Source organism: Mesorhizobium sp. P160927, from assembly GCF_057766385.1.
In genome coordinates, this window is the sequence record NZ_JBYMDW010000001.1 from 5393389 (window position 1) to 5417635 (window position 24247).

The window sequence follows — 24247 nt, forward strand, 5'->3', positions numbered from 1 at the left end:
ACGCCAGGAGGTACTCGCCTGACGGCTAGTTGCGGGTTCGACTGGCCATCTGGTCAGGTCGCGGCGGTTCCGGCCGCTCCGCACATATAGTCACGATCAAGCCTGAAAACACGGAGCCCCCCAATGGCCCTCGCCGCGCCAAAATTCCAACCGGACGAGACATTGCTCGACGCCTATTCGACGACGGTTGCCGACGCGGTCGACCGCATCGGACCGGCCGTCTGCCGCATCGAGCGCATCGGGGGGCCGGGCGGCCATGGCTCGGGCTTCGTCATCGCGCCTGACGGGCTGGTCGTCACCAATTTCCATGTCGTCGGTGACGCCCGGACGGTACGCGTCTCGATGCCGGACGGCGCCTCCAGCGAGGGCCGCGTGCTCGGCCGCGACCCCGACACCGACATCGCCCTGGTGCGCGCTGACGGCAGCTTCGCCGACGTGGCGCCACTGGGCGATTCCAAGCGGCTGCGGCGTGGCCAGATCGCGATTGCCATCGGCAATCCGCTGGGCTTCGAATGGACGGTCACCTCAGGCGTGGTCTCGGCGCTCGGCCGTTCGATGCGGGCTTCGACCGGCAGGCTGATCGACGACGTCATCCAGACCGACGCCGCGCTCAACCCCGGCAATTCCGGTGGTCCGCTGGTCTCGTCGGCCGGCGAGGTGATCGGCGTCAACACCGCCATGATCCATGGCGCGCAGGGCATTGCCTTCGCCGTCGCGTCCAACACCGCGAACTTTGTCATTTCGGAGATCATCCGCTTCGGCCGCGTGCGCCGCGCCTTCATTGGCGTCTCCGCCGACACGGTAAACCTGCCGCGGCGCGCGGCACTCTTGTCGCAGGTCTCGACCAGTACGGCGGTACGGCTGCGCAGCGTCGAGAAGGACGGCCCAGCAGCCAGGGCGGGTCTCAGGGAAGGCGACATCATCTCGGCAATAGACGGGCGCCCGGTGACCGGCGTCGACGACCTCGTGCGCATGCTGGACGCCGAGCGTATCGGCCGCGAGACACTGTGCACCGTGGTGCGCCGCACCGGCGTCAGCCAGATGGCGGTGACCCCGGTGGCACGGGCGGGCTGAGCCTGCCATTCAAGCCCCCGCCGCGCCTTCCGCATACCGCGCCAGGAACTCTTCGCTGGGCGGGATCGGCTTGATGACGTCGATAAGCACGCCGTTGGGATCCCTGGTGATGAAGTGGCGCTGGCCGAAAGGCTCGTCACGCAGCGTTCGCAGGATAGGCAGGCCGGCAGCAAGGATCCGGTCATGGACCGCATCGGGATCGCGGACCTCGAAATTGATCAGCAGCCCGGAGGTCCGCCCCCGCCCCTCCTCGGGGATCGTCTCGTGGTCGCCCTGGACGATGCCGAGATTGACGCGTTTGTTGTCCACCGACCGCAGATGCACGTACCAGTCGCTCTCAAACAGCGGCTGGAAACCGAAATGCCTGATATAGAAGGCCGCCGTGCCGGCGACATCGCCGGTCATCAGCACCGGATAGTAGCTCGTCGTCTTCATCTTTCCTTCTCCCGCCAATTAACATACAGTCTGCATGTAAATTGAAATAACATACAGGCTGCATGTATGCAACGGGAATCCGCGCGTCGTTCGAACCGCGATCGTACCGAGACGACGCGCGCCGAGCTGATCTCGGCGGCGCGCGAACTGTTCACGGAGAAATCCTATGCCGAGACCGGCACACCGGAGATCGTTGCCGCCGCGGGCGTGACACGCGGCGCGCTGTACCACCATTTCGCCGACAAGCAGGCGCTTTTCGCCGCCGTGGTCGAACAGGAAGCCGCGGCGGTAGCGCGGGAGATTGACCGCGCCTCCCCGCCTTCGCTCAGCGCCCGCGATGCGCTGATGGCCGGTTCCGATGCCTATCTCACAGCCATGCGCGTGCCCGGCCGGACGCGGCTCTTGCTGCTCGACGGCCCCGCCGTGCTCGGCCGCGCTGAAATGGATGCCATCGACAACCGCCACGGCAACCGCTCGCTGCGCGAGGGCCTTGTCGCGGCGATGCGGAAGCAGTCGATGAAAAGATTGCCGCCCGAAGCGCTGACCGCCCTGCTTGCCGCCGCCTTCGACCGCGCGGCGCTGGCCATCGAGGCCGGTGCGTCGGGCGAAGACTACCGTGCCGTCCTGACGGCGCTGATAGACGGACTGTCGCCCGCCTGAAGTGCGTGGCGACATTGTCGCCTCGCACCCGGGCAATGACTGCACATTCGCGGGGCATGCCACCGCCTGACCAGGACATCGCGATTGCCGCGAGCAGCGGCTAGTCCGTCCAGCGCCGGAACAATGCGCTGGCGTTCACGCCGCCAAAGCCGAAGCCATTGGAAATCGCGTAGTCCATCTCCATCGGCCGGGCGTGGTTTGCGACGAGGTCGATCCCGTCGCTTGCCGGATCGGGGGCGCTCAAATTGAGGGTTGGCGGTGCGACCTGGTCCCTGAGTGCCAGGACAGTGAAGATCGCCCCAAGCCCGCCGGCCGCGCCGAGCAGGTGTCCGGTCGCCGATTTCGTTGCGCTGACGGCTATGCCGAAATCCACGCCAAAGACCCTTTTGATCGCCTCTATTTCCCCCGCATCGCCGACCGGCGTGGAGGTCGCGTGCGCGTTGAGGTGGCGGACCTCCCGTGCCGAAATACCGGCTTGTTTGATCGCGATTTCCATCGCCCGGCGCGCACCGTCGCCATCCTCCGGACCGGAGGTGATGTGATAAGCGTCCGCCGTCGTGCCGTAGCCGACGAGCTCGGCCAGCGGTTTGGCGCCGCGCGCAAGCGCATGGCTCAATGCCTCGATGACCAGGATTCCGGCGCCTTCGCCCATGACGAAACCGTCACGCAGCATGTGGAACGGGCGGGACGCCTGATCGGGACGGTGATTGAAGGAGGTCGAAAGAGAGCGTGCCGCGGCAAAGCCGCCGAGGCTGACCGTATTGATGCAGGCTTCCGTTCCGCCGCAGACCGCGATGTCGGCCTCGTTGGCGCGGATAAGACGCGCCGCATCGCCGATCGCCTGGATGCCGGCCGCGCAGGCCGTCACCGGAGCGCCGAGCGGACCCTTGAACCCATATCGGATCGAAATCTGTCCCGCCGCCATGTTCACCAGGAACGACGGCACCGTGAACGGTGAGAGACGCCGGACACCGCGCTGATCGACGGTTCGCACAGCTTCGGTTATCGCGGGAAATCCTCCGACGCCCGAGGCGATGATCGTCGCGGTGCGGCCCCTGTTATCGTCCGAAACCGGATTCCACCTGGCCTCCGCAAGCGCCTCTTCCGCGGCCGCAAGCGCGAACACAATGAAGCGATCGGCCTTGCGCTGTTCCTTGGCGGCCAGGACGGTGTCTGGATCGAAGCCACCTTCGGGATCCTGTTCGAGGGAAGGAACGATGCCGCCGATCTTCGCCGGCAGGTCTCCCACCATTTCGTCCGGAAGGCTCCGAATGCCCGAGCGGCCAGCCAGGAGCCGGGACCAGGAAGTCGCCGCATTGGCCCCAAGGGGGCTGACTGCTCCCATGCCTGTAACAACGATACGACGCATGTCTACTCCAGCTTCTGTTTGATAGGTTCGCCCGACGGCGCCGCGGGGACGCTCGATGGCGACCACCGCCTCTATCCTTGCGCGGCCGCAATTCGCCTGACTTCGCTGGCGGCGGCATCGAGAAAACGCTGCGATATCTCTTCATCTCTGAAGATGCGGGAGATCGTCACCGCCCCCACCATCAGCGACAGCATCGCCATGGTCTTGCGCTGGTTTCTCGGGCCTTCCGCGGCTGGCACCAATTCGTCGAGGACTTCAAGGTGAGCTGCGATCCCATCCTGGAAGGGGATCCTCACTTCCTCGCTTTGACGCGCCGCATCGGAACCAAGCGCCACGATCGGACAACCGTCGCTCTTCTCTTCGCGATGCCCGAGGGAAAGGTAGAGTTCGATAACGGCTTCTAGGGGATCAGGGCTCCCGGTAGCAACAGCCGACCATCTGCGGGTCGCGTGCTCCATCGCTCGCCTCGATGCCTGGGCTGCCAAGTCTTCCTTGGATTCGAACTGCTTGTAGAAGGCACCTTGGGTCAGCCCGGCACCCTTCATCAGATCCTTCAGGCCGATACCGTGAAAGCCGTGCTCTCGAAATAGGCGGCTTGCCGCGTTGATCACCGCTTCGCGATTTGCTTGTGCCTGCGCACGGCTGACCCGCATGTCATTCTTCCAGTTAGAATTTGAATGACATCTATAGCGAGGATAGAGTTTGAATGCAATCTAACTTGAATCACTCACCTTCCGTGGCAGAGAAATGCAATGGCGAGGCAACCGGAACCGTCCAGTCCCGTTATGGCTGCTCACTCACTTGCGGGCTCGCATTCGGGTTGGACACATGAAAAAGACCTATGAGAAACCGACGCTGCACAAGCGCGGAAAATTGACCGCTCGTACGGCGCAGATCGTGGTTTCCGGGGTGACGCTGATCGAATGATTTTCGGCTGAGTTCCAGGATTCAGCCGCCGGCGTTCGCATCGCCGTCGGTCTCCGGCTCCTCTTCGGGCACCTCGCCCGGCTCGAACTCGTTGAAGCAGCCGAGCCCGCGCTTGAACCGGTTGATCAGCCAGGCCGCCGCCGGCTTTGGGCTGCGATCGTTGCGGTGCATGGCAAACAGGGGCGAACTCACTTCCTTGTAGGGCTCGAGATCAAGTTCCACCAGGCGACCCGTGGCCAGGTCGTCGGCGATCAGCCAGCGCGGCAGCCCGCCCCAGCCGAGTCCCTCGCGCATCAATATGTGCTTGGTTCGCATGTCGGTCAGTCGCCAGGTGCGGTAGGCGAAGACGCCGTAATCGCGTCCCTTGGTGCGCTCGGACTGGTCGGTCACGACAAGCTGCGTATGCTCGCGCACATCCTCGAGCGCCACCGGCTTCGGCAGCAGGGCAAGCGGATGATTGGGAGAGGCGGCCGGCACCAGCGACATGAAGCCGATGCGCACGAGATGCACGTCGACATCGCCCAGCAGGCCGCCAATGCCGAGATCGACCTGCCCGCTGACGACAAGATCGGGGATCAGGCCGAGCGTGCCGATATGCAGGCGCAGCATCACGGTCGGAAACCGCGCCTCGAATGCCTTGAGCACCCGCACCAGCACGGGGGAAGGCAATGATACGTCCACCGCCAGCGCCACCTCGGCCTCCAGCCCGTGGTGGTGCCCGTCGACGCGCGAGCGCATCCGCTGCAGCACGCCCACCATTCGCCGCGCGTCTTCCAGCATAGCCCGGCCGATCTCGGTCAGCTGCGGCTCGCGCGTGCCCTCGCGTTCGAAAAGCTTCAGCCCGAGCTGCGCCTCGAGATTGGCGATTCCGTAGCTGATGACCGATTGCGCGCGGTTGAGCTTGCGGCCGGCCGCCGAGAAACTGCCGGTGTCTGCAACGGCGACAAGGATCTGGAGCTGGTCGAGGGTCGGGTTGGGCTGCATCATTGTATCTACTTTATGGATGGATCATATCGAAAATATACCAGTTTATCTGGTAGGTCGATGCCCCATATATGGCGGGACAATTCATTCCACTGGAGAGACCCGCTATGTCCATTCTTCTCGTTACCTCAAGCCCCCGCGGCGCTGCCTCGCACTCGACCCGCATCGCCACCGAGTTCGCCCAGAAGCTTCTCGCCGCCGACCCGTCGAACACGCTTGTCGTGCGTGACCTCGTCGCCAACCCGCTGCCGCACATCGATGCCGACTACGCGACCGGCATCTACACGCCGGCCGATGCCCGCACCCCGCGCCAGGCTGAAGTGGTGGGCGTTTCCGATGTCGTGCTCGACGAGTTGTTTGCCGCCGACACGGTGATCTTGGCCACCGGCTTCATCAACTTCAACATCTCCTCGACGCTGAAGTCCTGGGTCGATCACGTCGCCCGCTCCGGCAAGAGCTTTGCCTATGGCGAGAACGGCCCCAAGGGTCTCGTGACCGGCAAGAAGGTCTACATCGTGCTGGCTTCCGGCGGCATCTATTCCGAAGGTGCGGCCGTGCAGTTCGATCACGCCGTCCCCTACCTGCGCAGCGTGCTCGGTTTTATCGGCATGACCGACGTCGACGTCATCCGCATCGAGGGCGTCGCCAAGGGACCTGACGCGGTCACCGAAGCACTCGCCAAGGCGACGGCCAAGGTAGATGCCGTTGTGGCCAGGACGCGCGACGTCGCCGCGGCCGCGTAGGGCACGGCGTCATCCCGCATCGAAGACAGGCGCCCCGCGCCTGCCTTTCTTTTTTATCGAGTGTCCTAGCTTTATCGAGTGTCCTAGCGTCCGCCTGGAACTCGGACAGCGGCGGCGAGCGGATTCGTTAGCGCCGGGTCAGCATGTTTTTCTGGCACCGGACCTGCTCCAGCTCCATCTGTTCAACGCCATGGGTCGACGTCCACGGTCCAGTAAACTCGGACGCCCATCGGCTTTGTTGGACGCTACCCAATGAAATGCCTAAGCAGGCCCGCGGCGCCCACCCCGATCAGCACGGTTGGCAGCATGGGAAGCCGTGTCGCGGCGACCAAGGTGATGGCCAATGCCGCGAGATCAGCGGGATTGCGCGACACGAAGGCCGGCGCGATGACAGAGATCAGCACGCAGCCGGGCGCTGCCTCCATCACCGCCGTGGCGCGGGGACTGAGCACGCGGTTGCGCAGCACGACATAGCCGCCGATCCGCGTCAGATAGGTGACCCCGGCCATCAGCACGATGGTGAAAAGGGTCGCCATGTCGATCATGCGTCACCTGCCATCAGCCAGGCCGCGACCAGCCCCGACACGGCACCTGCCGCGACATACCAGGCGCCGGGAACGAGGAGATATACGAGCGCGGCGACGACAAGGCTTACAAGCCAGGGCCGCGCCGCCGCGACGCCCTTCCACATGCCGCGCATCAGCACCAGGAAGACGGCCGGAAACGCCATGTCGAAACCATAGGTCTCTACATCGCCCAGCATCGGGCCGAGCAAAGCGCCGAGCGTGGTGAAGGCCACCCAGGTCAGATACATCGCCAGCGCCGCGCCCATGTAATAGCGCGGGCTGAAGGCCGGCGCGATGCCGGCCTCGGCGCGCTGTTTGGCGTCGGCAAGGCCCAGCGCCCAGCTTTCGTCGCATAGGAAGAACAGCGCCGGAAACACTTTGCGCCGCGGCAGATCGCGCAGGAACGGCGCGAGCGCCGCTCCCATCAGCAGATGGCGGCTGTTGACCAGGAAGGTGATGGCGACGATGAGCAGGATGTGCGGCGGCGACGTCCACAACTGGATCGCCGCGAATTCCGAGCCGCCGGCGAAGTTCAGCCCCGTCATCGTGGACAACTCGACCGTGCTCAGCCCTTTCTGCACGGCCTGGGCGCCAAGCACCAGCGCATAGGGGATGGTGCCGAGCAGCACCGGCGCGCAGGACGCCACGCCACGGCGAAACTCCGATCTCGAACCATTGCCCACCGACTCGACTGCCTGTGAAATGCTCATGTCCTGCCATTGGGCGGCCTCACAGCCGCCTGCTTGCGTTTGAAAATCTCGTGATGTCAGGGGCAAAACATACCTACACCTCGACGCAATTGGGTTGCGAAGATTGTTGTCTTTCGTCAGATTTTGGCATTCACTGTTACGAAGCCACAGGAAAATGGAATTCGACGCCATGAAGCTCGACGACATCGACAAACGCATCCTGCGGGCGTTGCAGCGAGACGGCCGCATGGCCAATAATGATCTGGCCAAGGAGGTCGGCCTATCGCCCTCGCCTTGCCTGCGGCGCGTCAAGCTCCTGGAGGAAGCCGGTATCATCGACCGCTACGTCGCCGTGATCAATCCGGCCAGCATCGGCAAGGGCCTCACCTTTTTCACCCGCATCTGGCTGAAGGCACAGGACGAGGACACGATCGAACATTTCGCCACCGAGGTCGCCAAGCTGCCGCAAGTGATGGAGTGCTATCTCATGCTCGGCGACTGCGACGCCATGGTGCGTGTGGTGGCCGCCGGCATCGATGACTACCGGCGCTTCCAGTCAGAGCATCTGAGCCGCATCAAGGGCGTGCAGAACGTCAAGACCGACGTACCGAGCCAGACGATCAAATATACGTCGGAACTGCCGATCTGATCCTCGAAAATCCCGCGCCGAGGCGGCATCAACCCGTCGCCACGATGCCGCCTTGCCAATGCTCGTTAGGGACGGAAACCTCGCGCATGAAATCCACGAAGCTGCGCACGGTCTGCGACAGCTCGCGCTTGCTCGGAAACAGCAGATTGACCTCGACCGGAGCGATGTCCCAATCGGTGAGCAGCGGAACGAGACGCCCTTCGGCGAAGTCGTCCGCACAGAGATAGGTGGAAAGCACGCCCAGGCCCGCGCCGTTGCGAACCAGTTGGTGGATGGTCAGCGCATCGTTGACGCTGACCCGGTTGTGCACATCAACCGTGGCCATCTCACCGCCCCGGTAGAAATGCCAGGTCCGCGTGCGGCCGTCGCCTCGGGGCATTTCGATGCATTCATGGGTGGACAGATCGGCCGGCGTGAGCGGCGTGCCATGCCGGCTGAGATAGCCGGGCGCGGCAGCGAGGCAGCGCCGCACACTGCCCAGGCGCGTCGCCACCAGTGCGGAATCCGGCAGCGGGCCCATACGGATCGCCACATCGACCCGCTCGGCGACAAGATCGAGGTCGCGGCTGGTCAGATCGAGCGCGACGTCGACATGGGGAAACCGGGCGAGGAACGCCGGCAGATGCCGGGACAAGACATTGATGCCGAAACCGATGCCGGCGCTGACCCGCAGCAGACCGCGTGGCTCGCCCGCGAGGCTCTCGACATAGGTCACCGTCTCGTCGATCCGCGACATCAGCTCGACGCAACGCGTCCGCAACGCGTCTCCGGCCGCGGTCAGGATCACCGCGCGGGTGGTGCGCTGGAACAGCCGTGCGCCCAGCTGCTGCTCCAGCCGGGCAATGTTTCGGCTGACTGTCGACTTTGGCAGGCCGAGTACGCGGCCAGCCGCCGAAAAGCTGCTGGTCGCCGCCACTCTTTCGAAGACGCGCAAATCGTTGAGATCGATCATGGGGGCGACTGTTCCATCCGTGGGACAGTGAGTCCAGCCGGTCGAACGAGCTTTTTGGTGCTTTGGCGCCGGCCAGCAGCTACCACTGACAAGGGCTGGAAACCTCGCCGACCCTGGAGATCAGACATGCTTGAGTTCACCATCCCCGCCGACGATCCCAACCGCCAGATGTCGATTGTTGATCCCGACGATCCGTCGCTCCAGCATCTGGCCATAGTGGGCGACACCTACACCATCCTGCTGTCCGGCACGCAGACCGCCGGGCGCTTCTGCCTCATCGACATGAAGGTTCCCGATGGCGGCGGCCCCGGTCCCCACCGGCATGATTTCGAGGAGACGTTTCATCTTCTGGAAGGCGAGATCGAGTTCACCTTTCGTGGCCAGAAAAGCGTGGCCAAGGCAGGCATGACGGTGAACATCCCGGCCAACGCCCCGCATTCGTTCAAGAATGTCTCGGGCGCGGACGTCCGCATGCTGTGTATGTGCGCGCCGGCGGGACAGGAAGAGTTCTTTGCCAGCGTTGGTACACCGGTCGGGAGCCGCACCGCTCCGGCACCGAAACTCAGCCCGGCGGAATTCGGCGCCTTCCTCGGCAAGGCAGCAGCGCTCGCGCCGCAATTCCGCACCGAGCTTCTGAAGCCATAATCCTGACAGGCCGTCATGAGCTTCGAAATCCACCCCGAGGACGAGCGCGACCGCGCCGTCATGCTGGCGATGCGCGACATGCTGGCGACGCTGCCGGCGCTGGAGTTCGCGCCGGCGTCACGGCCGGTCTTCGAAGATCTGATGCAGCACACGCCTGTCGCCGACGGCATCAGTTTCGAGACAGGGACCGTCGGCGCGGTATCGGGCGTCTGGTGCCGGCCAATGGCCGGTGCCGCGCGCGCCGCGATCCTCTACCTCCATGGCGGCGCCTACGTGCTCGGCTCCGCCATCGGTCACCGCAACTTCGTCAGCCAGATCGTGCAACGCGCCGGCGCGCCGGCCTTCATTCCCGACTACCGGCTGGCGCCGGAGCACGGTTTTCCGGCCGCCATAGACGACGCGCTCAGCGTATTCACCGGTCTTTGCGACATGGGCTATGACGCGACCGCGATTGCCGGCGACTCGGCCGGCGGCGGCCTTGCGCTGTCGTTGCTGGCGCTGGTGGCGGCCAGGGCCAGAAAGGGCGCCGGCGTCATGCCGCGTTGCGCTGTGCTGATGTCGCCATGGACCGATCTTGCACTGGCAGGCGGCTCGATGCTGACGAGAGCGGAAGCCGATCCGCTGGTGAAACGCGACGAACTGAAAAAGGCAGCCGATCTTTATCTCAAAGGCACCGATCCAACCGATCCCCGCGCCTCACCGCTCTATCAGCCCCTGGGCGGACTGCCGCCGCTACTGGTCCATGTCGGCGACGACGAGATCCTGCTCGACGATTCACGCCGCGCGGTCGAGGCGGCGTCGAGCGCCGGCGGCGAGGCGGCGCTGCATATCTGGGAAGGCATGACGCACGTCTTCCCCTCTAACCTTGCGCAGTTGCAGGCGGCACGCCAGGCCATCGACATGGTCGGTGCCTTCATCCGCCAGCATCTCTAGATTTGGCTGTATGGATCGCAGGCCCTAAAAAAATCGATCTGAAAATGTCGATTTGAGCGCTGCTCGGACGTCCTTCGGACGCAACCGGAATTGCCGGGGGGCGTCGAAAGATCGATCCTGCTCCCGGCTGGGAGAAGAAACATGAACCATTCCTACCGTTGGGCCATCGTCGCGGCTGGCGCGCTGATGTCCTGCGTCGCCATCGGCACGATGTTTTCGCTGGCGATCTTTCTCGAACCCATGGCGCTCGATACCAACTGGTCGCGCGCGGGCATTTCGAGCGCCATGACGCTCAACTTCCTGGTGATGGGCCTTGGCGGCTTCGCCTGGGGTGCCCTGTCCGACCGGTTCGGCGCCCGCATCGTCGTCACGATCGGCGCCGTGCTGCTCGGGCTGGCGCTGGTGCTGGCAAGCCGCGCCGGTTCGCTTCTCACCTTCCAGATCACCTATGGCGTGCTCGTCGGACTCGCGGCCAGCGCCTTCTTCGCGCCGATGATCGCTCTGACGTCAGGCTGGTTCGACACCAATCGCGGGCTGGCCGTATCGCTGGTCTCGGCCGGCATGGGCGTGGCACCGATGACAATCTCGCCGCTCGCCCGCTGGCTGATCTCCGCCTACGAATGGCGTAGCGCCATGTTCGACATCGGCATCCTGGCCTGGGTGCTTCTGCTGCCCGCCGTGCTTCTGGTGCGCCAGCCGCCAAAGCCTGTCGCCTCCGATGCGGCCGAATCTCGAGCCGCCGAAGGCGCAGGCCTCACAGTCGGCCAGGCGCTGCGCTCACCGCAATTCATCGTGCTGGGGCTGACCTTCTTCGCCTGCTGCGCGGCTCATTCCGGCCCGATCTTCCACATGGTCAGCTACGCTATGCTGTGTGGCGTCGCCCCGATGGCGGCAGTCTCGATCTACAGTGTCGAGGGTCTGGCCGGCCTGGGCGGCAGGCTGCTCTACGGCGTGCTGGCCGACCGGCTCGGTGTCAAGCCGGTGCTGATCGCCGGGCTGGCTATCCAGGCGATGGTCATTGCCGCCTATCTCTCCATCAGCCAGCTCGACCAGTTCTATATGCTGGCCGTCATCTTCGGCGCCACCTATGGCGGCGTCATGCCGCTCTACGCGGTGCTGGCGCGCGAATATTTCGGCCAGCGCATCCTCGGCACCGTATTCGGCGCCGCCACCATGCTCTCCAGCCTCGGCATGGCGCTGGGGCCGCTTGCCGGCGGCATGATCTTCGACGCCTATGCCAGCTACCATTGGCTGTTCATCGGGTCGGCGCTTATCGGCCTGGGTGCCGCGGGGATAGCGATCGCCTTCCCGCCGCTGCCACGCAGGGCGTTGCGGACGGCATAGGCATCGCCGCGCTGCAATCGCCAGAGGGCAGACGAGCTTGACGGGCCAATGGCCGGTCAAGCCAGCGCCTTTACGCAGACTTGAGAACCGTGAATGGCCGCTTTTGAACGGCCCGCTTGGTCTGGAAATTCGCGGCCGGAGCGGGACGGCCGACGTGAAAGCCCTGAACCTGGTCTATGCCGAATTGGCGCATGAGGACCATCTGCTCTTCGGTCTCCACCCCTTCGACCAGGATCTTGTGGCCGCGATTTCTGACCAGCGCAATGATGTCCTGCAGCATTGCCATGCCCTTGGGAGTGCCGCAGTCGTGAAGGAAGGAGCGGTCTATCTTGACCGTATCGAACTCGATGAGACGAAGCCATGAAAGGCCGGCGAAGCCCGTCCCGAAATCATCGAGCCAGATCTTGATCCCGAGCAGTTTCAGGTCGCTGATGCAGCGCAGGATGTCGGAGTGCATCTCCATCTCCAGCCCCTCGGTGATCTCGAAGGCCAGCCTGTTTCCGGTTACGCCGGTCTCGCCCAGAATGGTCGCGACCGACGTCGCGAAGCCCGGCGTCTTGAGCTGGATCGGCGAGACGTTGACGCTGACGACGCGCACGTGATCCTGCGCCAGGAGTTCGGCGCACACCGTCCTTATTGCCCAGCGCCCGAGCTCGAGGATGGCGCCGGTTCGCTCCGCGACGGGAATGAACAGGCTCGGCGGAACCAGGGTGCCGTCGAGCATCTTGAGGCGCATCAGCGCCTCCACGGCCTCGACCCCACCCGAGGCGACATTCTGTATCGGTTGGTAGACGAGCGAAACCAGGTCCTGGCCAATGGCGATCTTCAGCAAGGCCGCCAGGTTCTCGCTCTCGTCGCTGCTCTGGGGATCGGTCGGATCGAACAGCCGGGCACAGTTTCGGCCGCTGGCCTTTGCAAGATAGAGCGCTCGATCGGCCTCGTGGATGATCTTCTCCAGCTTGGCGGCGGTCTGCTTCCTGGTGAACGCCGCGCCGACGCTCGCCGTCACGATCGAGATGCCATCCCGGCGCAACTCGTGCGCGATCGCCAGGTTCTCGATCGTGCGGCAAATGGCTTCCGCCAGATCCGAGACCTCGCCCTTCTTGTCCATGCGGGCCAGGACGATGAATTCCTCGCCGCCGTAGCGGCCGATGGAGCCATCATGTTGCTTGATCAGGTCGCTGAGCGCATCGGCGACCTGGATCAGGCAACGGTCGCCTTCCTGATGGCCATAGCAATCGTTGAACTTCTTGAAGAAGTCGACGTCGATGAGGATCGCCGCGAAACCGTGACCAAGCTTTTGCCAGTCATTCCAATAGTCGCGCAGTTTTTCGTCGATCGCGCGCCGGTTCTCCAGCCCTGTCAGCGGATCCGTGCGCGACAGCCTGAGCAGGGCCTTGCCGCGCTCGGTCGCCTCCTTGTGCTGGATCTTGGCTTCCAGCGCGTTCAGGAAGACGTTGTAGCGCTCTTCGTTCAGCTTCCAGTTCACATAGGACGTGAATGTGAAGCACGAAACGTAGAAGGTGCCGAATACCATTTTGTATATCAGCGTAGCGGGTAAAAAGTAATTCACCACATACAAGATGCACAAAATTATCGTCGACGTTATGATCGAGACCTTGAAGCGGAATGTAAAAAAGAGATTGGCACTCATCATGAAAATGGTGCCGAAGACCATATAATAGGCGACGCTTTCCTTGTTCGCGCCCATGGAAGCGGGGTAAAGCCAGCCGATATAGCCAAAGATGATGGCCGCGGCGCAAGTTACGTCAAGCCAGTCGGTGGCGGCTCCCTTGCGAAGCTGTGCTTCCAGCACCAACAGTGCGGTCAGTCCGACAGCGAAGCGGGCCGTGATCGTAAAGGCGGCCACATCGGGTATCAGCAGCAGATCCGATACCGAAAACAAGACGTAGATGGCGACGGCGATCCAGAGGCCTGGCCTGGCTTCCTTCCTTCGCTTCGCCTGGGCTTCCGTGCGGTAGAGCGTTCGAAGTTCGGCCGCCCCCAGCTCCTGACGCGGATCGTGCGGTTCCGCAGTCACCGCATCGGCCACTGTGGATGACGCGCGTTCGTTCACGACAAATCCCGGTTGAAGGGCATTTCGCGTTCCGAACTCTTTTCCAGCTTCTGCCCCCAACGCAGACCGACTCCTTGGGCGCGACACGTTTGCCGCGCGATCAAATGCAATGACGCAGGACAAGTTTCCGTTAACTCGAACCCGGAATCCCGTCCTTAAAAACTCCAATGAATTGGCATGGTTAGCGGGAAATTAATCATATCGGTAAAAGGCACCGGACCCGCCGTTGGCAAATGGAGTATTCTACGCAATAAGTTAACTGACTGTTAACCAAGGAGTCCTGGTGTGCAAACCGTGTTTGATGGCAAGAGCCTTATCACTGCCGAGGCGATCGCCGGTGGTCTCCGTCGAGGAAAGCCCGAGCATCATGGCGAAGCGTTCGAAACCGCTCGCGCGGAGCTGGCGCTGATCCTCCACGCTACACAGCAACAGGTCGAGCAGCAGAAATTTCCCGCCGAGATCGTCCGCCGACTGCTCTCGCTTCTCAATGCGCTGCGCGCCAAGGTCCATCCCGACGTGTGGCAGGCCTTGATACCGGTGGCGCAGAACCACCCGATCCAGAAGTACTTTCTGGAGGATCCGCTGACGCATTGGTCCTTCACCAAGCCCAGGGGGTATTCCGGCGACGCGCAGTTGCTCGACTACATCTATTGCGACCCGCATGTTGCCGAGAGCGTCGCAAGCGCTTCGGAGGTCGGCAAGGCGCTTTACAGCCATACCCAGAACGTTCCGTCATGCGTCGCGGCACGCGAGCGCCGCGATCTGCTGACCCGCTATGTCGATGAGACCGCGGCCAGGAACGGACCCGAAACCGAAGTCCTGGCGATCGCTGCCGGCCATCTGCGCGAGGCGAACCGTTCGGCCGCCTTGGCCGAGGGCGGTCTCAAGCGCTGGGTCGCGCTCGACCAGGATCCCCAGAGCGTCGGACTGATCGCGCGCGACTTCCAGGGCACCGCGGTCGAGGCCATCGACGGCTCGGTGCGCACCGTGCTCACCAGAGGCCACAAGCTCGGCAAGTTCGACCTCATCTATGCCTCCGGCCTTTACGACTACCTCCAGCACAACGTCGCAGTGAAACTCACCAAGACCTGCCTGCAGATGCTGAAGCCGAACGGGACCTTCCTGTTTGCCAACTACGCCGAGGGCACTCCTGACGCCGGCTACCGGGAGACGTTCATGGACTGGGTGCTGCTGCTGCGATCGGAGGTCGATATGTGGAACATCATCAACGCCAGCGTCGACCGCAACGCCGTCGATGCGCAGGTCTACTTCGGCGAGAACCGCAACGTGCTTTACGGCGTCATCCAGAAGCGTGGATAATACCCGTCTGGATGCAAACCGGCTGACGTAAGGACCTCGAGCGCTTCGACCGCGGTGCTCGAGGGTTTCGGTCCTCTTACGCGCGCCCCAGGCTCGCTGCTGGGACCGCCTGTCCTAGCCGAAGATCCGCTCGCCCTGTTCGTCGACGAGTTGGATGCCTTTCTTGATCGAGATGTCGACGGCGTCGTCCAGCCCGGCGAAACGGTCGGCGCGGATGAACCTGTGCTCCTTCACAACGCCGTCGATCTCCTTGGAGACGACGCCGCAGGTCTGGTACTGGCCATCAGCCTTGTAGGGCGTGGCGCTGATCGTGAAACCCTTGTGCTCGACCTGCTTGGCGGGCGCGGCATTTCCAGGCTCGGCCGCTTCGCCCCCACCGCCGCCGCCGAAAAGACGTTTCAGAAAAGACATAGCCCAAATCTCCTTGTCGCCAGCGATCGCGGTTCGCGCGCGATTCACGACGTTATCCCTCCAGCATGCGCGAATGTGCCGCCGCGTTCCAGTCCCCTGATGAAGACGGAGACCAGGAGTTCGATCTGCTGGCTGATCTCATCGGCCTGGCGGCGGTCGGACCTCGCCGCATAGCCGCTGGTGACGATGCCATGCACGCTTGACCAGAGGGTTCGCGCGGCGATCCGGCGCGTGTCCTCGTCGAGATCGAAGCCGCCATCGGCAAGCACGCTGGCGATGATCTCGAACAACTGGTCGAGCCGCGCCTCGTAGACATCGGGCTCGGTCAGCACCGGACGCCGTCTGTTGAAGGCAAGCAGCGCCGGCCAACTGCCGGGGTGCGCCTCGACGAAACGAACATAAGCGCCGGCCAGTGCCATCAACCGTTGGCGCACGTCGGTGATGCCGCGCCTGGCAAGTTCGGCCATCGCCACGGCGCCCGCGCCCCCCAATCGGTCGAGCAGGCGCATGTTGACGGCGCGGTGCACCCCGTCCAGATCGGAAAACAGGTTGTAGACCGAGCCGACCGAGATGCCCGCCTGTTCGGCAATGGTCCTGGCCTTCAGATTGTCCATGCCGCCTTCGTTGAGCAGCGCTTCGGCAATAGCCAGCACCCGCTCGCCGGTCTCTTCCTTGTCGAGTGCCATGCTTTTCCTTCTGATGAGCGCGCCTTGCAAATGACCCGCCATTTCCCGATCCGATCCCGCTCGTTTACCATATCCGGGATATCGTGAACAGCGTTCAAAACAATCTTGAACAATGTTCATTTCGTGCTATATTGACTTAGTGAACATCGTTCACCCAACGTCTAAGGGAGAAGAACCATGCTTGCCCTGATCAGAACACTACTCGACGGCGCCAGCGCACGGGCCGAGGACGGCCTGAGGGATCGCTTCGCCATCGACCTTTTGGCGCAGCGCATCCGCGACGCGGAGGCGGGTCTTGCCGCTGCCAAGCAGACGCTTGCATCCCTGATCGTGCGCCAGCGTGCCGAACAGGCTGGCCTCGACCAGCTCGACCGCCGCCACGCCGACCTGGAGATCCGCACGGTCAGCGCACTGGCCGCAGGCATCAATGGCCTGGCAGAAACCGGTGCCGCGGCCATCGCCGAACTGGAGAATGAACGCGAGGTCCGCCGCGCCACGGTGCAAAGCCTTGGCGAAAAGACCTTGCGGATGCGCGTTTCAGTGGAGCGGGCGCACCGCCGCATCATCGACCTCAACCAGGGCATGATCTCGGCCAGGGCCATCGATGCCGAGCGCAAGGCGCAGTCACGCCTGGTCAGATCGATCGGCCATTCGTCGAGCCTCAACGACGCCGAGGAGCTTCTGGCCCGCATAAAGGGAGCCAGCGATCCCTTCGAGGAGGCCGGCATTCTCGACGAGATCGACGGCGAGCTTCGTCATGATGCGATCCGCGACCGCCTCGCCGACGCCGGCCACGGACCGGCGGTGAAGGTGCGCACCAGGGACGTGCTCGAGCGCCTGAAGACCATCAACTGAAAACCAGCCTTCGCGGACCTGACTTCCATCAAATCCAATATCATCGAAGCAACGGAGAAATTGAATGAACGCCAATCAGACCTACATCATGTTCAACACTATTTCGGTCGGCGCAGCCTATTTCATGCTCGGGCTGTCGCTGTGGCTGGCACCGGTCGACCTGTCGACCAAAGGCTACTGGGCCATGGGCATCCTGCTCTTGACCGGCAGCTTGGTGAACCTGGTCAAGTACCGCACCGACGAACGCATTTCCGCCGAGACCACCGCCAAGATCGAGAAGGCCCGCAACGAGAAGCTGATCAGCGAATATGTCGGCAAGGAATGATGCATCGCGGCGTTGCTGACGAAAAAAGCCCGGGAGACCGGGCTTTTTTGTACGTTTCATCCGACGGGATCAGCGGTGCGACAGCGCTTCCAACGCTTCGGCGGCGGCTTTCAGAATGGCAATCGCCTCGGCCTGCTTTTCGGCCGGGGCATCGACGATCTCGCCGAGTGCCGCGCGTAGCCGGTGGCGGATGGCGCGGAATTCGTCGCGCGTTTCGGAGCGCTCGCCACGGCCACCCCGGCCGCCGCGACGATCCTCGCCGTCGTCGTTCCAGCCGAACCAGTCGCGCGCCTTGGCCATCTTGCGGCCGAAGCGCTCGAGATGATCGAGCACGCCGTCGATCATCTCGCGATTGTCGGCCAGATGCGCCTGCCCGGCCTCGGTGATCGAGAACACCTTCTTGTTGCCTTCGCTTGACGACACGGCATAGCCGGCCTCTTCCAGGAAGGTCAGCGTCGGGTAGACCACGCCCGGGCTCGGGCTGTAGATGCCGCTGGTGCGCTCTTCCAGCGCCTTGATGATGTCATAGCCGTGGCGCGGCGCCTCGGCCAGCAGCGACAGCGTGATCAGCTTGAGGTCGCCATCGGCCAGCATGCGCCCGGCGCGAAAGAAGTCGCCAGGTCCACCGCGACCGCCGCCGCCCCTGCCCCCGAACGGGCCGAAGCCGCCGCCCCCTCTGCCACCGAACTTGCCGGCCATGTGCATGAACATGCGCTCGCCGAAATGATGACGGTCGGAATGATTGTGCCCAAAATTGTGCTTGTGCATTGATTGCTCCTTGAGTTCTATCTCACGATATATCTTAACTAGGCGCACCCAAGCGATGAGTCAAGATATATCTTACGATCTATCTTTGGCCAATCGGTGGCGTCGAGCCATCAGGCGCGGCAGGAATGGGTGGTGTGTGAATGGACTACCAGCGGCCCTTGCGCCGATTCCAGCCGTAGAGCAGATCGGCGAAGCGATCGTAGGCAGCGCGGGTCGGCGGCAGCATGAGCCGATTGCCGAACAGGCGCGCCAGCCATCCCTCGCCAGGCGTTATCAGCCAGACCGCGATCGCCACGTCCGCACCGACCAGCAGTCGGCCATCCGCATCGGTGGCATGCAACCGGCGGCGGATGGCCTCCAGCGAGACGCCATGCGACGACAGCGCATCCGGCTCCAGGTTGATGTCGCGGAATTCGATCCGCCCGGCCTTGACCGCCTCGATCAGCCGCCGCTTCTGCCGACCGATGCCGGCATCGCAGACGGGGCAGCGTGTGTTGTACCAGACGGTCAGCACGGCGTGGTTCTGCCATCAGTCACTTGGCGTGCATGCCCGCCTTCGGCCCGACGCATTTGTTGTCGCGAAACAGTGCCCACTCCTCGCAAAGGCGACCGTTGGGCAGCCGGCAAAACCCGTATTCGTTACCGGCCCTGTCTTTCCTGACCGCGAAGCGGCCACCGATCGCGCCGCAATGGGCCGAGGCGGGGTTGGCAATGCCGACCGATTTTCGCGCGGCGGCACCGGCGTCGATCGGCATCAACGACACCAAGGCAAGGCTGGCGGCCAATATCGAGACTTTCTTCATCGCGATCTCCCAGGAGTGGCCGCAATCTATCACGGCGAACCGCCCTGTCTTGCTCCAAGGCGTCCCGCCGCAACCTGATAGTCGATTTCCAGAAACCCGGCCGCCTTTCTTCATTCAAGCGACGAGACGATCTCGCGGTAAGCGAACTCCGGGAAAGCCTTCAGTGTCCGTGACTTGAGGCTTCCGCCCGCGGCCAGCATCAGGGCGAAACGCGCCAGCACCGCATCGTCCGGCGCCTCGACCACCGCCACCATGTCGAATTCGCCCATGGTCAGATAGAACGACTTGAACGATCCTCCCATCTCGCCCAATTGCTTCTTGGCGGCATCGAGGCGCTTGGGCGAGTCGCGCACATTCTTGGCGCCGTGCTCGGTCCAGTTCATCAGCATGATATAGGTCGTCATGGTAGGCCTCTCTCCGGGGCCCACGGAGCACGGCGCTCAAGCCATGGACTTGTCGACATGGCCTCGACCGGGGCGGGCTTCCGGGGTTGTCGCCCAGAAATGCATCCGACGCGAAATTATCCTCCCTAACGGCGGGGGCCGCAAGGGCGAATACCGCCACGAAAAAGGGCGCCAGTAGCGCCCTTGATCTTCAACAGGAATGGCAGGTCTCAGCTATCGAGGAAGCTGCGCAGCTTGCGGCTCCGGCTCGGGTGCTTGAGCTTGCGCAGCGCCTTGGCTTCGATCTGGCGGATACGCTCGCGGGTGACCGAGAACTGCTGGCCGACCTCTTCCAGCGTGTGGTCGGTGTTCATGCCGATGCCGAAGCGCATGCGCAATACGCGCTCCTCGCGCGGGGTCAGCGAGGCCAGGACGCGCGTGGTGGTCTCGCGCAGATTGGCCTGGATCGCCGCATCGATCGGCAGAATCGCCATCTTGTCCTCGATGAAATCGCCCAGATGCGAATCCTCCTCGTCGCCCACAGGGGTTTCGAGCGAGATCGGCTCCTTGGCGATCTTCAAGACCTTGCGCACCTTTTCGAGCGGCATGGCGAGCTTTTCGGCCAGTTCCTCCGGCGTCGGCTCGCGGCCGATCTCGTGCAGCATCTGGCGCGAGGTGCGCACGATCTTGTTGATCGTCTCGATCATGTGCACCGGGATGCGGATGGTGCGCGCCTGGTCGGCGATCGAACGCGTGATCGCCTGCCGGATCCACCATGTCGCGTAGGTCGAGAACTTGTAGCCGCGGCGGTATTCGAATTTGTCGACCGCCTTCATCAGGCCGATATTGCCTTCCTGGATCAGGTCGAGGAACTGCAGGCCGCGATTGGTGTATTTCTTGGCGATCGAGATGACGAGGCGCAGATTGGCCTCGACCATTTCCTTCTTGGCGATCGCGGCTTCGCGCTCGCCCTTCTGCACCTGGTTGACGATTTTCCTGAATTCCAGGATCGAGATCGCCGTTTCGGTGGCCAGGTGCTGGATCTCGGCGCGCAGCTCCTTGATCGCGTCCTTCTCGTTCTTGGTGAATTCCTTCCAGCCGCGCGAGGTCAGGTTGGCGATCGAGCGCGTCCAGTTGGGGTCGAGTTCGGAGCCCTGATATTCCTTGAGGAATTCCTCGCGGCGCACGCCATAGCTTTCGGCCAGGCGCAACAGCTTGCCCTCGTTCTGGACCAGGCGTTTGTTGATGTCGTAGAGCTGCTCGACCAGCGCCTCGATGCGCGCGGTGTTGAGCGACAGCGACTTCACCGCCTTGATCAGCTGGTCCTTCAACTCCTTCAGCCGGCGGTCCTGGCTGGGCGACAGCGTGCCGGCGGCGGCCAGACGGTTCTCGACCTGCTGGTCCTGCAGCTTCCTGAGCTTCTTGTAGGTGTCGGCGATGACGTCGAGCGTCTCCATCACCTGCGGGCGGAGTTCCGCTTCCATCGCCGCCAGCGACAGGCTCGCCTCGTCCTCGTCTTCCTCGTCGTCATCGCCGATGCCGCGCGTGTCGGCGCCGACATTGGTGATGTCGTCTTCGTCGTCGCGTCCGCGACGCGACTTTTCGTCGACCTTGGGTGCTTCCTCGACGCGTTCGACCACCGGCGCCTGCTTGGCTTCGGGGCCGGCATAGGTGGCTTCGAGGTCGATTATCTCGCGCAGCAGGATCTTGGATTCGTTGAGCTCGTCGCGCCAGATGATGATGGCCTGGAAGGTCAGCGGGCTTTCACACAGGCCCGCGATCATCGTCTCACGCCCGGCCTCGATGCGCTTGGCAATGGCGATTTCGCCTTCGCGCGACAGAAGCTCGACCGAGCCCATCTCGCGCAAATACATGCGCACCGGATCGTCGGTGCGGTCGGTCGGCTCTTTCTTGGTGGTGGTGGCGGCGACCGCGGTGCCGGTCTGCTCGGCCAGCTCGTTGGCGTCTTCCTCGGCATCGGCGGCGGTGTCGCCAGCCTCGGCCTCTTCGCCCTGTTCGTCATCCTCGACGACGTTGATGCCCATGTCGGACAGCATCGCCATTGTGTCCTCGATCTGCTCGGAGGTCACTTCCTCGGAAGGCAGCACCGAATTCAGCTCGTCCATGGTGACATAGCCGCGCTTCTTGGCGGCCTTGATCATCTTCTTGACAGCATCATCGGAAAGGTCGAGCAGAGGCCCATCGGTGGCGCCTTCGCGTTCGGTCTCGACCTCTTCCTTTTCCTTTGTCGCCATAGTCTTTTTCTTCTCCTAGCGGCCGGCCATCGGGGCCGCGTAAGCTGTCGGACCAGTCAAATCGGATACGCCCGTTTTCTAAACGCGCCTTACCCGGCCCACAAACTGCATCCACTCTTTTGTTTGGTGCATGCCGTTCCCCAAAACCGGGTTTCACTCTTGGGCGGCATACATTAAGTCCAGATTAACCCTGATATCTGTGGCAGGCGGGCCGCCTGTCCAGTGACCAAGTTACCTTGCATCGCTTGTTTCCCGTCGACGCGGGTGCGGGTTAACGTTTCGAATCGTCCTGATTCCGTCATTCTGTCCGAAGGTCAAGCGCCTCTGGCATGATTCGCATGAAAAAAGCGAATCAATTACCCGACTTAGCGCACCACGCCCCCAAGGGAAGCGCGGCCGCGCCTTCATTCCTGCACTCAGCTGCACTTAGGCTCGCCCAGCCCTGCCCGACGAAACGCCAAATCCTTCGATCAGCGCTTCTGTCGCTTGTACATCCTGAAACTGCGCCTGAATTTCGATCAGATGGCGGAAATTTTCGTCCGAAGGATCCGCCTCGAGCGCCGCTTCCGCCTGTTTCAGCTCCTTATGTAAGGTGCGCGCGCTGCGCTGCAAGTGCAACGCCTGGTTCAGGGCGTCGCGGGCGTCCTCGAGCGCCGCCGTCTCCAGCGCCGGCCATTGCCGCGCCCGTTTGATCAGTCCGACGGCGCGCTCCCAGATCTCGGCGCAGCCGGCGCGCTCGATCGTCGCCACCACGGCGTGGCGGTCGTTGGCCATGTCATGCGCCATCGCGTCGAGGATGGCGGCATGCAGCCGGGTCAGATCGGAATTGGCGAGATCGAGGAACTCGACATGAGCGAAGTTCTCGTCGATCAGCGCCGGATGGTTGATCAATGCGACGATGATCGTCGCCTCGCGCACCGACATCCCTTCGCTGCCGCGCTTGACCAGCGCCGACTGGCCGAGGCTTTCGGTGATCGCCATGCGGCCGCCGCCAGGCTTGGCGAATTGGCCACCGGGTGCGGCTGCCTTGCCCTGCCCCGGTTTCCAGTCCTGGCGGCCTTGGCGCGCATTGCGCTGGGAGCCGAAGAAGCTCAGCACCCGCTCGCGCATTTCCTGCTGGTAGTGGTAGCGCGTGCTTTCGTCGCGGATGCGGCTGCTGAGTTCCCGCAGCGTCTGTCCCAATTCCGCCCGCCGCTCCGGCGTGTCGAAGACGCCGCCCGCCGTCTCGCGCATCCACAACAGGTCGACCAGCGGCCGCGCATCGGCCAGCACGGCGCGGAAGGCGTCCGGCCCCTCGGCCTTGACCAGGTCATCGGGATCCTTGCCTTCCGGCAGCAGCGCGAAGCGCGCCGAGCGTCCGGCCTGTACTGACGGAAGCGCCATGTCGGCGGCCCGCCATGCCGCCTTCAGCCCGGCCTTGTCGCCGTCGAAGCACAGCATCGGCTCCGGCGCCATGCGCCACAACAATTCGAGCTGGTTTTCGGTAAGCGCGGTACCGAGCGGCGCCACGACATTCTCGAAGCCGGCCTGCGCCAGCGCAATCACGTCCATGTAGCCCTCGACGGCGATGACAGTACCGCCTTTCGCCAATGCTTTGCGGGCGCGGGCGAAATTGTAGAGCACATTGCCCTTGTGGAAGAGCTCGGTGTCGGGCGAATTCATGTATTTGGCGAGCGCATCGGGCGCCAGCGCGCGGCCCCCGAAGGCGATGATCTTGCCGCGCGAATCCGGGATTGGAAATATGATGCGATCGCGGAACCAGTCATAGGAGACCGGGATATCGTCGCCATGGCGCACCAGCCCACAGGCCTCGATATCGGCCTTCGGCACGCCCTTGGCCGCCAGATGCTCCTTCAGCGCGTTGCGGCTGTCGGGCGCGAAGCCGAGGCGGAACGACTGCTGTGTCGCCGGTGTCAGCCCACGGTCGCGCAGATAGGCACGGGCTTTGGCGCCTTCAGGCCCTTGCAGGCGCTCCTGGAAGAAGACGGTCGCCATTTCCATGACATCGGTCAGGCTGGCGCGTTCCTTCTCGCGCCGCTCTTCCTGCGCATCGCGAACCGGCATCGGCACGCCGGCCATGTCGGCGATCTTCTCGACCGCCTCGGGAAAGCTCAATCCCTCGAGTTCGGTGAGGAACTTGAAATGGTCGCCCGAGACCGAGCAGCCGAAACAGTGGTAACGCCCCTTCTTGTCCTCGCAGTGGAAAGACGGGCTCTTTTCGCCATGAAACGGGCAGCACGCCCAGTAATCGCCACGCGAGGCATTGGTCTTCTTGCGATCCCACGCGACGCGCTGGCCGATAACCGATGAAATCGGCACGCGGTCGCGGATCTCGTCGAGAAAGGCGGGCGGAAAGCGCATTGAGGGAACTCGTTTCCCCACCATATAATCATG

General features: G+C 63.4%; 27 protein-coding genes. 11 read left to right on the forward strand and 16 right to left on the reverse strand.

Translation table 11 applies throughout. The features are described from left to right. Positions 1-123: 123 nt before the first annotated feature. Complete coding sequence (locus tag AC3CB8_RS26365; RefSeq protein WP_023770125.1) at positions 124-1074, forward strand: S1C family serine protease; 951 nt, start codon at positions 124-126, stop codon at positions 1072-1074. 9 nt (positions 1075-1083) lie between these two features. On the opposite strand, the gene AC3CB8_RS26370 is transcribed toward AC3CB8_RS26365, so the two are convergent. Beyond that, the gene (locus AC3CB8_RS26370) at positions 1084-1509 is read right to left on the reverse strand and encodes a VOC family protein (protein ID WP_023770126.1); all 426 of its coding nucleotides are present in this window, start codon (positions 1507-1509) and stop codon (positions 1084-1086) included. Between the two features lie 66 nt (positions 1510-1575). Here AC3CB8_RS26370 and AC3CB8_RS26375 point away from each other — a divergent pair, with 66 nt between their 5' ends. After that, positions 1576-2169, forward strand: coding sequence for a TetR/AcrR family transcriptional regulator (locus AC3CB8_RS26375; RefSeq protein WP_352564636.1), 594 nt, complete (start codon positions 1576-1578; stop codon positions 2167-2169). A gap of 100 nt (positions 2170-2269) precedes the next feature. Here the strand turns inward: AC3CB8_RS26375 and fabF are convergent, their stop codons facing one another. Together fabF and AC3CB8_RS26385 are read right to left on the reverse strand one after the other, a co-directional pair. Beyond that, entirely contained in the window at positions 2270-3538 is a 1269-nt protein-coding gene (gene fabF, locus AC3CB8_RS26380; RefSeq protein ID WP_352726626.1) for a beta-ketoacyl-ACP synthase II, read from the reverse strand. A 71-nt stretch (positions 3539-3609) separates the two neighbouring features. Further along, positions 3610-4191: a TetR/AcrR family transcriptional regulator gene (locus tag AC3CB8_RS26385; RefSeq protein WP_023770129.1), complete on the reverse strand. Its 582-nt coding sequence runs from the start codon at positions 4189-4191 to the stop codon at positions 3610-3612. 175 nt (positions 4192-4366) lie between these two features. Here AC3CB8_RS26385 and AC3CB8_RS26390 point away from each other — a divergent pair, with 175 nt between their 5' ends. Then, a complete protein-coding gene (locus tag AC3CB8_RS26390) occupies positions 4367-4465 on the forward strand; it encodes a hypothetical protein (RefSeq protein ID WP_023770130.1) in 99 nt (32 codons plus the stop codon). Positions 4466-4486: 21 nt separating this feature from the next. Here AC3CB8_RS26390 and AC3CB8_RS26395 read toward each other — a convergent pair whose 3' ends face one another. Continuing rightward, positions 4487-5449, reverse strand: a complete 963-nt coding sequence (locus AC3CB8_RS26395; RefSeq protein ID WP_023770131.1) for a LysR family transcriptional regulator — start codon at positions 5447-5449, stop codon at positions 4487-4489. 107 nt (positions 5450-5556) lie between these two features. Between AC3CB8_RS26395 and AC3CB8_RS26400 the strand changes: the two genes are divergently transcribed. Further along, entirely contained in the window at positions 5557-6192 is a 636-nt protein-coding gene (locus AC3CB8_RS26400) for an FMN-dependent NADH-azoreductase (RefSeq protein ID WP_023770132.1), read from the forward strand. A 245-nt stretch (positions 6193-6437) separates the two neighbouring features. Here AC3CB8_RS26400 and AC3CB8_RS26405 read toward each other — a convergent pair whose 3' ends face one another. Both AC3CB8_RS26405 and AC3CB8_RS26410 read right to left on the reverse strand, forming a co-directional pair. Further along, complete coding sequence (locus tag AC3CB8_RS26405; protein ID WP_352564631.1) at positions 6438-6737, reverse strand: AzlD family protein; 300 nt, start codon at positions 6735-6737, stop codon at positions 6438-6440. Further along, positions 6734-7468, reverse strand: a complete 735-nt coding sequence (locus AC3CB8_RS26410; protein WP_023770134.1) for an AzlC family ABC transporter permease — start codon at positions 7466-7468, stop codon at positions 6734-6736. The genes AC3CB8_RS26405 and AC3CB8_RS26410 overlap by 4 nt, the downstream gene beginning before the upstream one ends. Before the next feature lie 169 nt (positions 7469-7637). On the opposite strand from AC3CB8_RS26410, the gene AC3CB8_RS26415 reads away from it, so the two are divergent. After that, positions 7638-8096, forward strand: a complete 459-nt coding sequence (locus tag AC3CB8_RS26415; RefSeq protein ID WP_023770135.1) for an Lrp/AsnC family transcriptional regulator — start codon at positions 7638-7640, stop codon at positions 8094-8096. Between the two features lie 28 nt (positions 8097-8124). On the opposite strand, the gene AC3CB8_RS26420 is transcribed toward AC3CB8_RS26415, so the two are convergent. Continuing rightward, entirely contained in the window at positions 8125-9048 is a 924-nt protein-coding gene (locus AC3CB8_RS26420) for a LysR family transcriptional regulator (protein ID WP_023770136.1), read from the reverse strand. A gap of 126 nt (positions 9049-9174) precedes the next feature. On the opposite strand from AC3CB8_RS26420, the gene AC3CB8_RS26425 reads away from it, so the two are divergent. The 3 genes from AC3CB8_RS26425 to AC3CB8_RS26435 all read left to right on the forward strand — a co-directional run bounded on the left by AC3CB8_RS26425 (position 9175) and on the right by AC3CB8_RS26435 (position 11970). Next, complete coding sequence (locus AC3CB8_RS26425; protein WP_023770137.1) at positions 9175-9693, forward strand: cupin domain-containing protein; 519 nt, start codon at positions 9175-9177, stop codon at positions 9691-9693. Between the two features lie 15 nt (positions 9694-9708). Continuing rightward, positions 9709-10626, forward strand: a complete 918-nt coding sequence (locus AC3CB8_RS26430; RefSeq protein ID WP_352564628.1) for an alpha/beta hydrolase fold domain-containing protein — start codon at positions 9709-9711, stop codon at positions 10624-10626. A 141-nt stretch (positions 10627-10767) separates the two neighbouring features. After that, positions 10768-11970: an MFS transporter gene (locus tag AC3CB8_RS26435; RefSeq protein WP_023770139.1), complete on the forward strand. Its 1203-nt coding sequence runs from the start codon at positions 10768-10770 to the stop codon at positions 11968-11970. A gap of 70 nt (positions 11971-12040) precedes the next feature. Here the strand turns inward: AC3CB8_RS26435 and AC3CB8_RS26440 are convergent, their stop codons facing one another. After that, entirely contained in the window at positions 12041-14047 is a 2007-nt protein-coding gene (locus AC3CB8_RS26440; RefSeq protein WP_032921909.1) for a putative bifunctional diguanylate cyclase/phosphodiesterase, read from the reverse strand. Positions 14048-14332: 285 nt separating this feature from the next. Between AC3CB8_RS26440 and AC3CB8_RS26445 the strand changes: the two genes are divergently transcribed. Next, positions 14333-15367, forward strand: coding sequence for a class I SAM-dependent methyltransferase (locus AC3CB8_RS26445; protein WP_023770141.1), 1035 nt, complete (start codon positions 14333-14335; stop codon positions 15365-15367). 114 nt (positions 15368-15481) lie between these two features. Here AC3CB8_RS26445 and AC3CB8_RS26450 read toward each other — a convergent pair whose 3' ends face one another. Together AC3CB8_RS26450 and AC3CB8_RS26455 are read right to left on the reverse strand one after the other, a co-directional pair. After that, complete coding sequence (locus tag AC3CB8_RS26450) at positions 15482-15778, reverse strand: HlyU family transcriptional regulator (protein WP_023770142.1); 297 nt, start codon at positions 15776-15778, stop codon at positions 15482-15484. Between the two features lie 44 nt (positions 15779-15822). Further along, positions 15823-16464: a TetR/AcrR family transcriptional regulator gene (locus AC3CB8_RS26455; RefSeq protein WP_023770143.1), complete on the reverse strand. Its 642-nt coding sequence runs from the start codon at positions 16462-16464 to the stop codon at positions 15823-15825. Positions 16465-16641: 177 nt separating this feature from the next. Between AC3CB8_RS26455 and AC3CB8_RS26460 the strand changes: the two genes are divergently transcribed. Together AC3CB8_RS26460 and AC3CB8_RS26465 are read left to right on the forward strand one after the other, a co-directional pair. Continuing rightward, complete coding sequence (locus tag AC3CB8_RS26460; protein ID WP_023770144.1) at positions 16642-17319, forward strand: PspA/IM30 family protein; 678 nt, start codon at positions 16642-16644, stop codon at positions 17317-17319. A 64-nt stretch (positions 17320-17383) separates the two neighbouring features. Next, positions 17384-17644 (forward strand): YiaA/YiaB family inner membrane protein, encoded by a 261-nt coding sequence (locus AC3CB8_RS26465; RefSeq protein WP_023770145.1) that lies wholly within the window; start codon positions 17384-17386, stop codon positions 17642-17644. 69 nt (positions 17645-17713) lie between these two features. On the opposite strand, the gene AC3CB8_RS26470 is transcribed toward AC3CB8_RS26465, so the two are convergent. The 6 genes from AC3CB8_RS26470 to dnaG all read right to left on the reverse strand — a co-directional run bounded on the left by AC3CB8_RS26470 (position 17714) and on the right by dnaG (position 24214). Then, positions 17714-18412 (reverse strand): PadR family transcriptional regulator, encoded by a 699-nt coding sequence (locus AC3CB8_RS26470; protein WP_023770146.1) that lies wholly within the window; start codon positions 18410-18412, stop codon positions 17714-17716. Positions 18413-18557: 145 nt separating this feature from the next. Beyond that, a complete protein-coding gene (locus tag AC3CB8_RS26475; protein ID WP_023770147.1) occupies positions 18558-18926 on the reverse strand; it encodes a thiol-disulfide oxidoreductase DCC family protein in 369 nt (122 codons plus the stop codon). Between the two features lie 19 nt (positions 18927-18945). After that, complete coding sequence (locus AC3CB8_RS26480; RefSeq protein WP_023770148.1) at positions 18946-19215, reverse strand: putative hemolysin; 270 nt, start codon at positions 19213-19215, stop codon at positions 18946-18948. Positions 19216-19325: 110 nt separating this feature from the next. Next, on the reverse strand, positions 19326-19619 hold the full coding sequence (locus AC3CB8_RS26485) for a GYD domain-containing protein (RefSeq protein ID WP_023770149.1): 294 nt from the start codon (positions 19617-19619) through the stop codon (positions 19326-19328). Between the two features lie 209 nt (positions 19620-19828). Beyond that, the gene (gene rpoD / locus AC3CB8_RS26490) at positions 19829-21853 is read right to left on the reverse strand and encodes an RNA polymerase sigma factor RpoD (RefSeq protein WP_023781522.1); all 2025 of its coding nucleotides are present in this window, start codon (positions 21851-21853) and stop codon (positions 19829-19831) included. A 426-nt stretch (positions 21854-22279) separates the two neighbouring features. Continuing rightward, positions 22280-24214: a DNA primase gene (gene dnaG, locus AC3CB8_RS26495; RefSeq protein ID WP_352564624.1), complete on the reverse strand. Its 1935-nt coding sequence runs from the start codon at positions 24212-24214 to the stop codon at positions 22280-22282. Between the last annotated feature and the right edge of the window lie 33 nt (positions 24215-24247).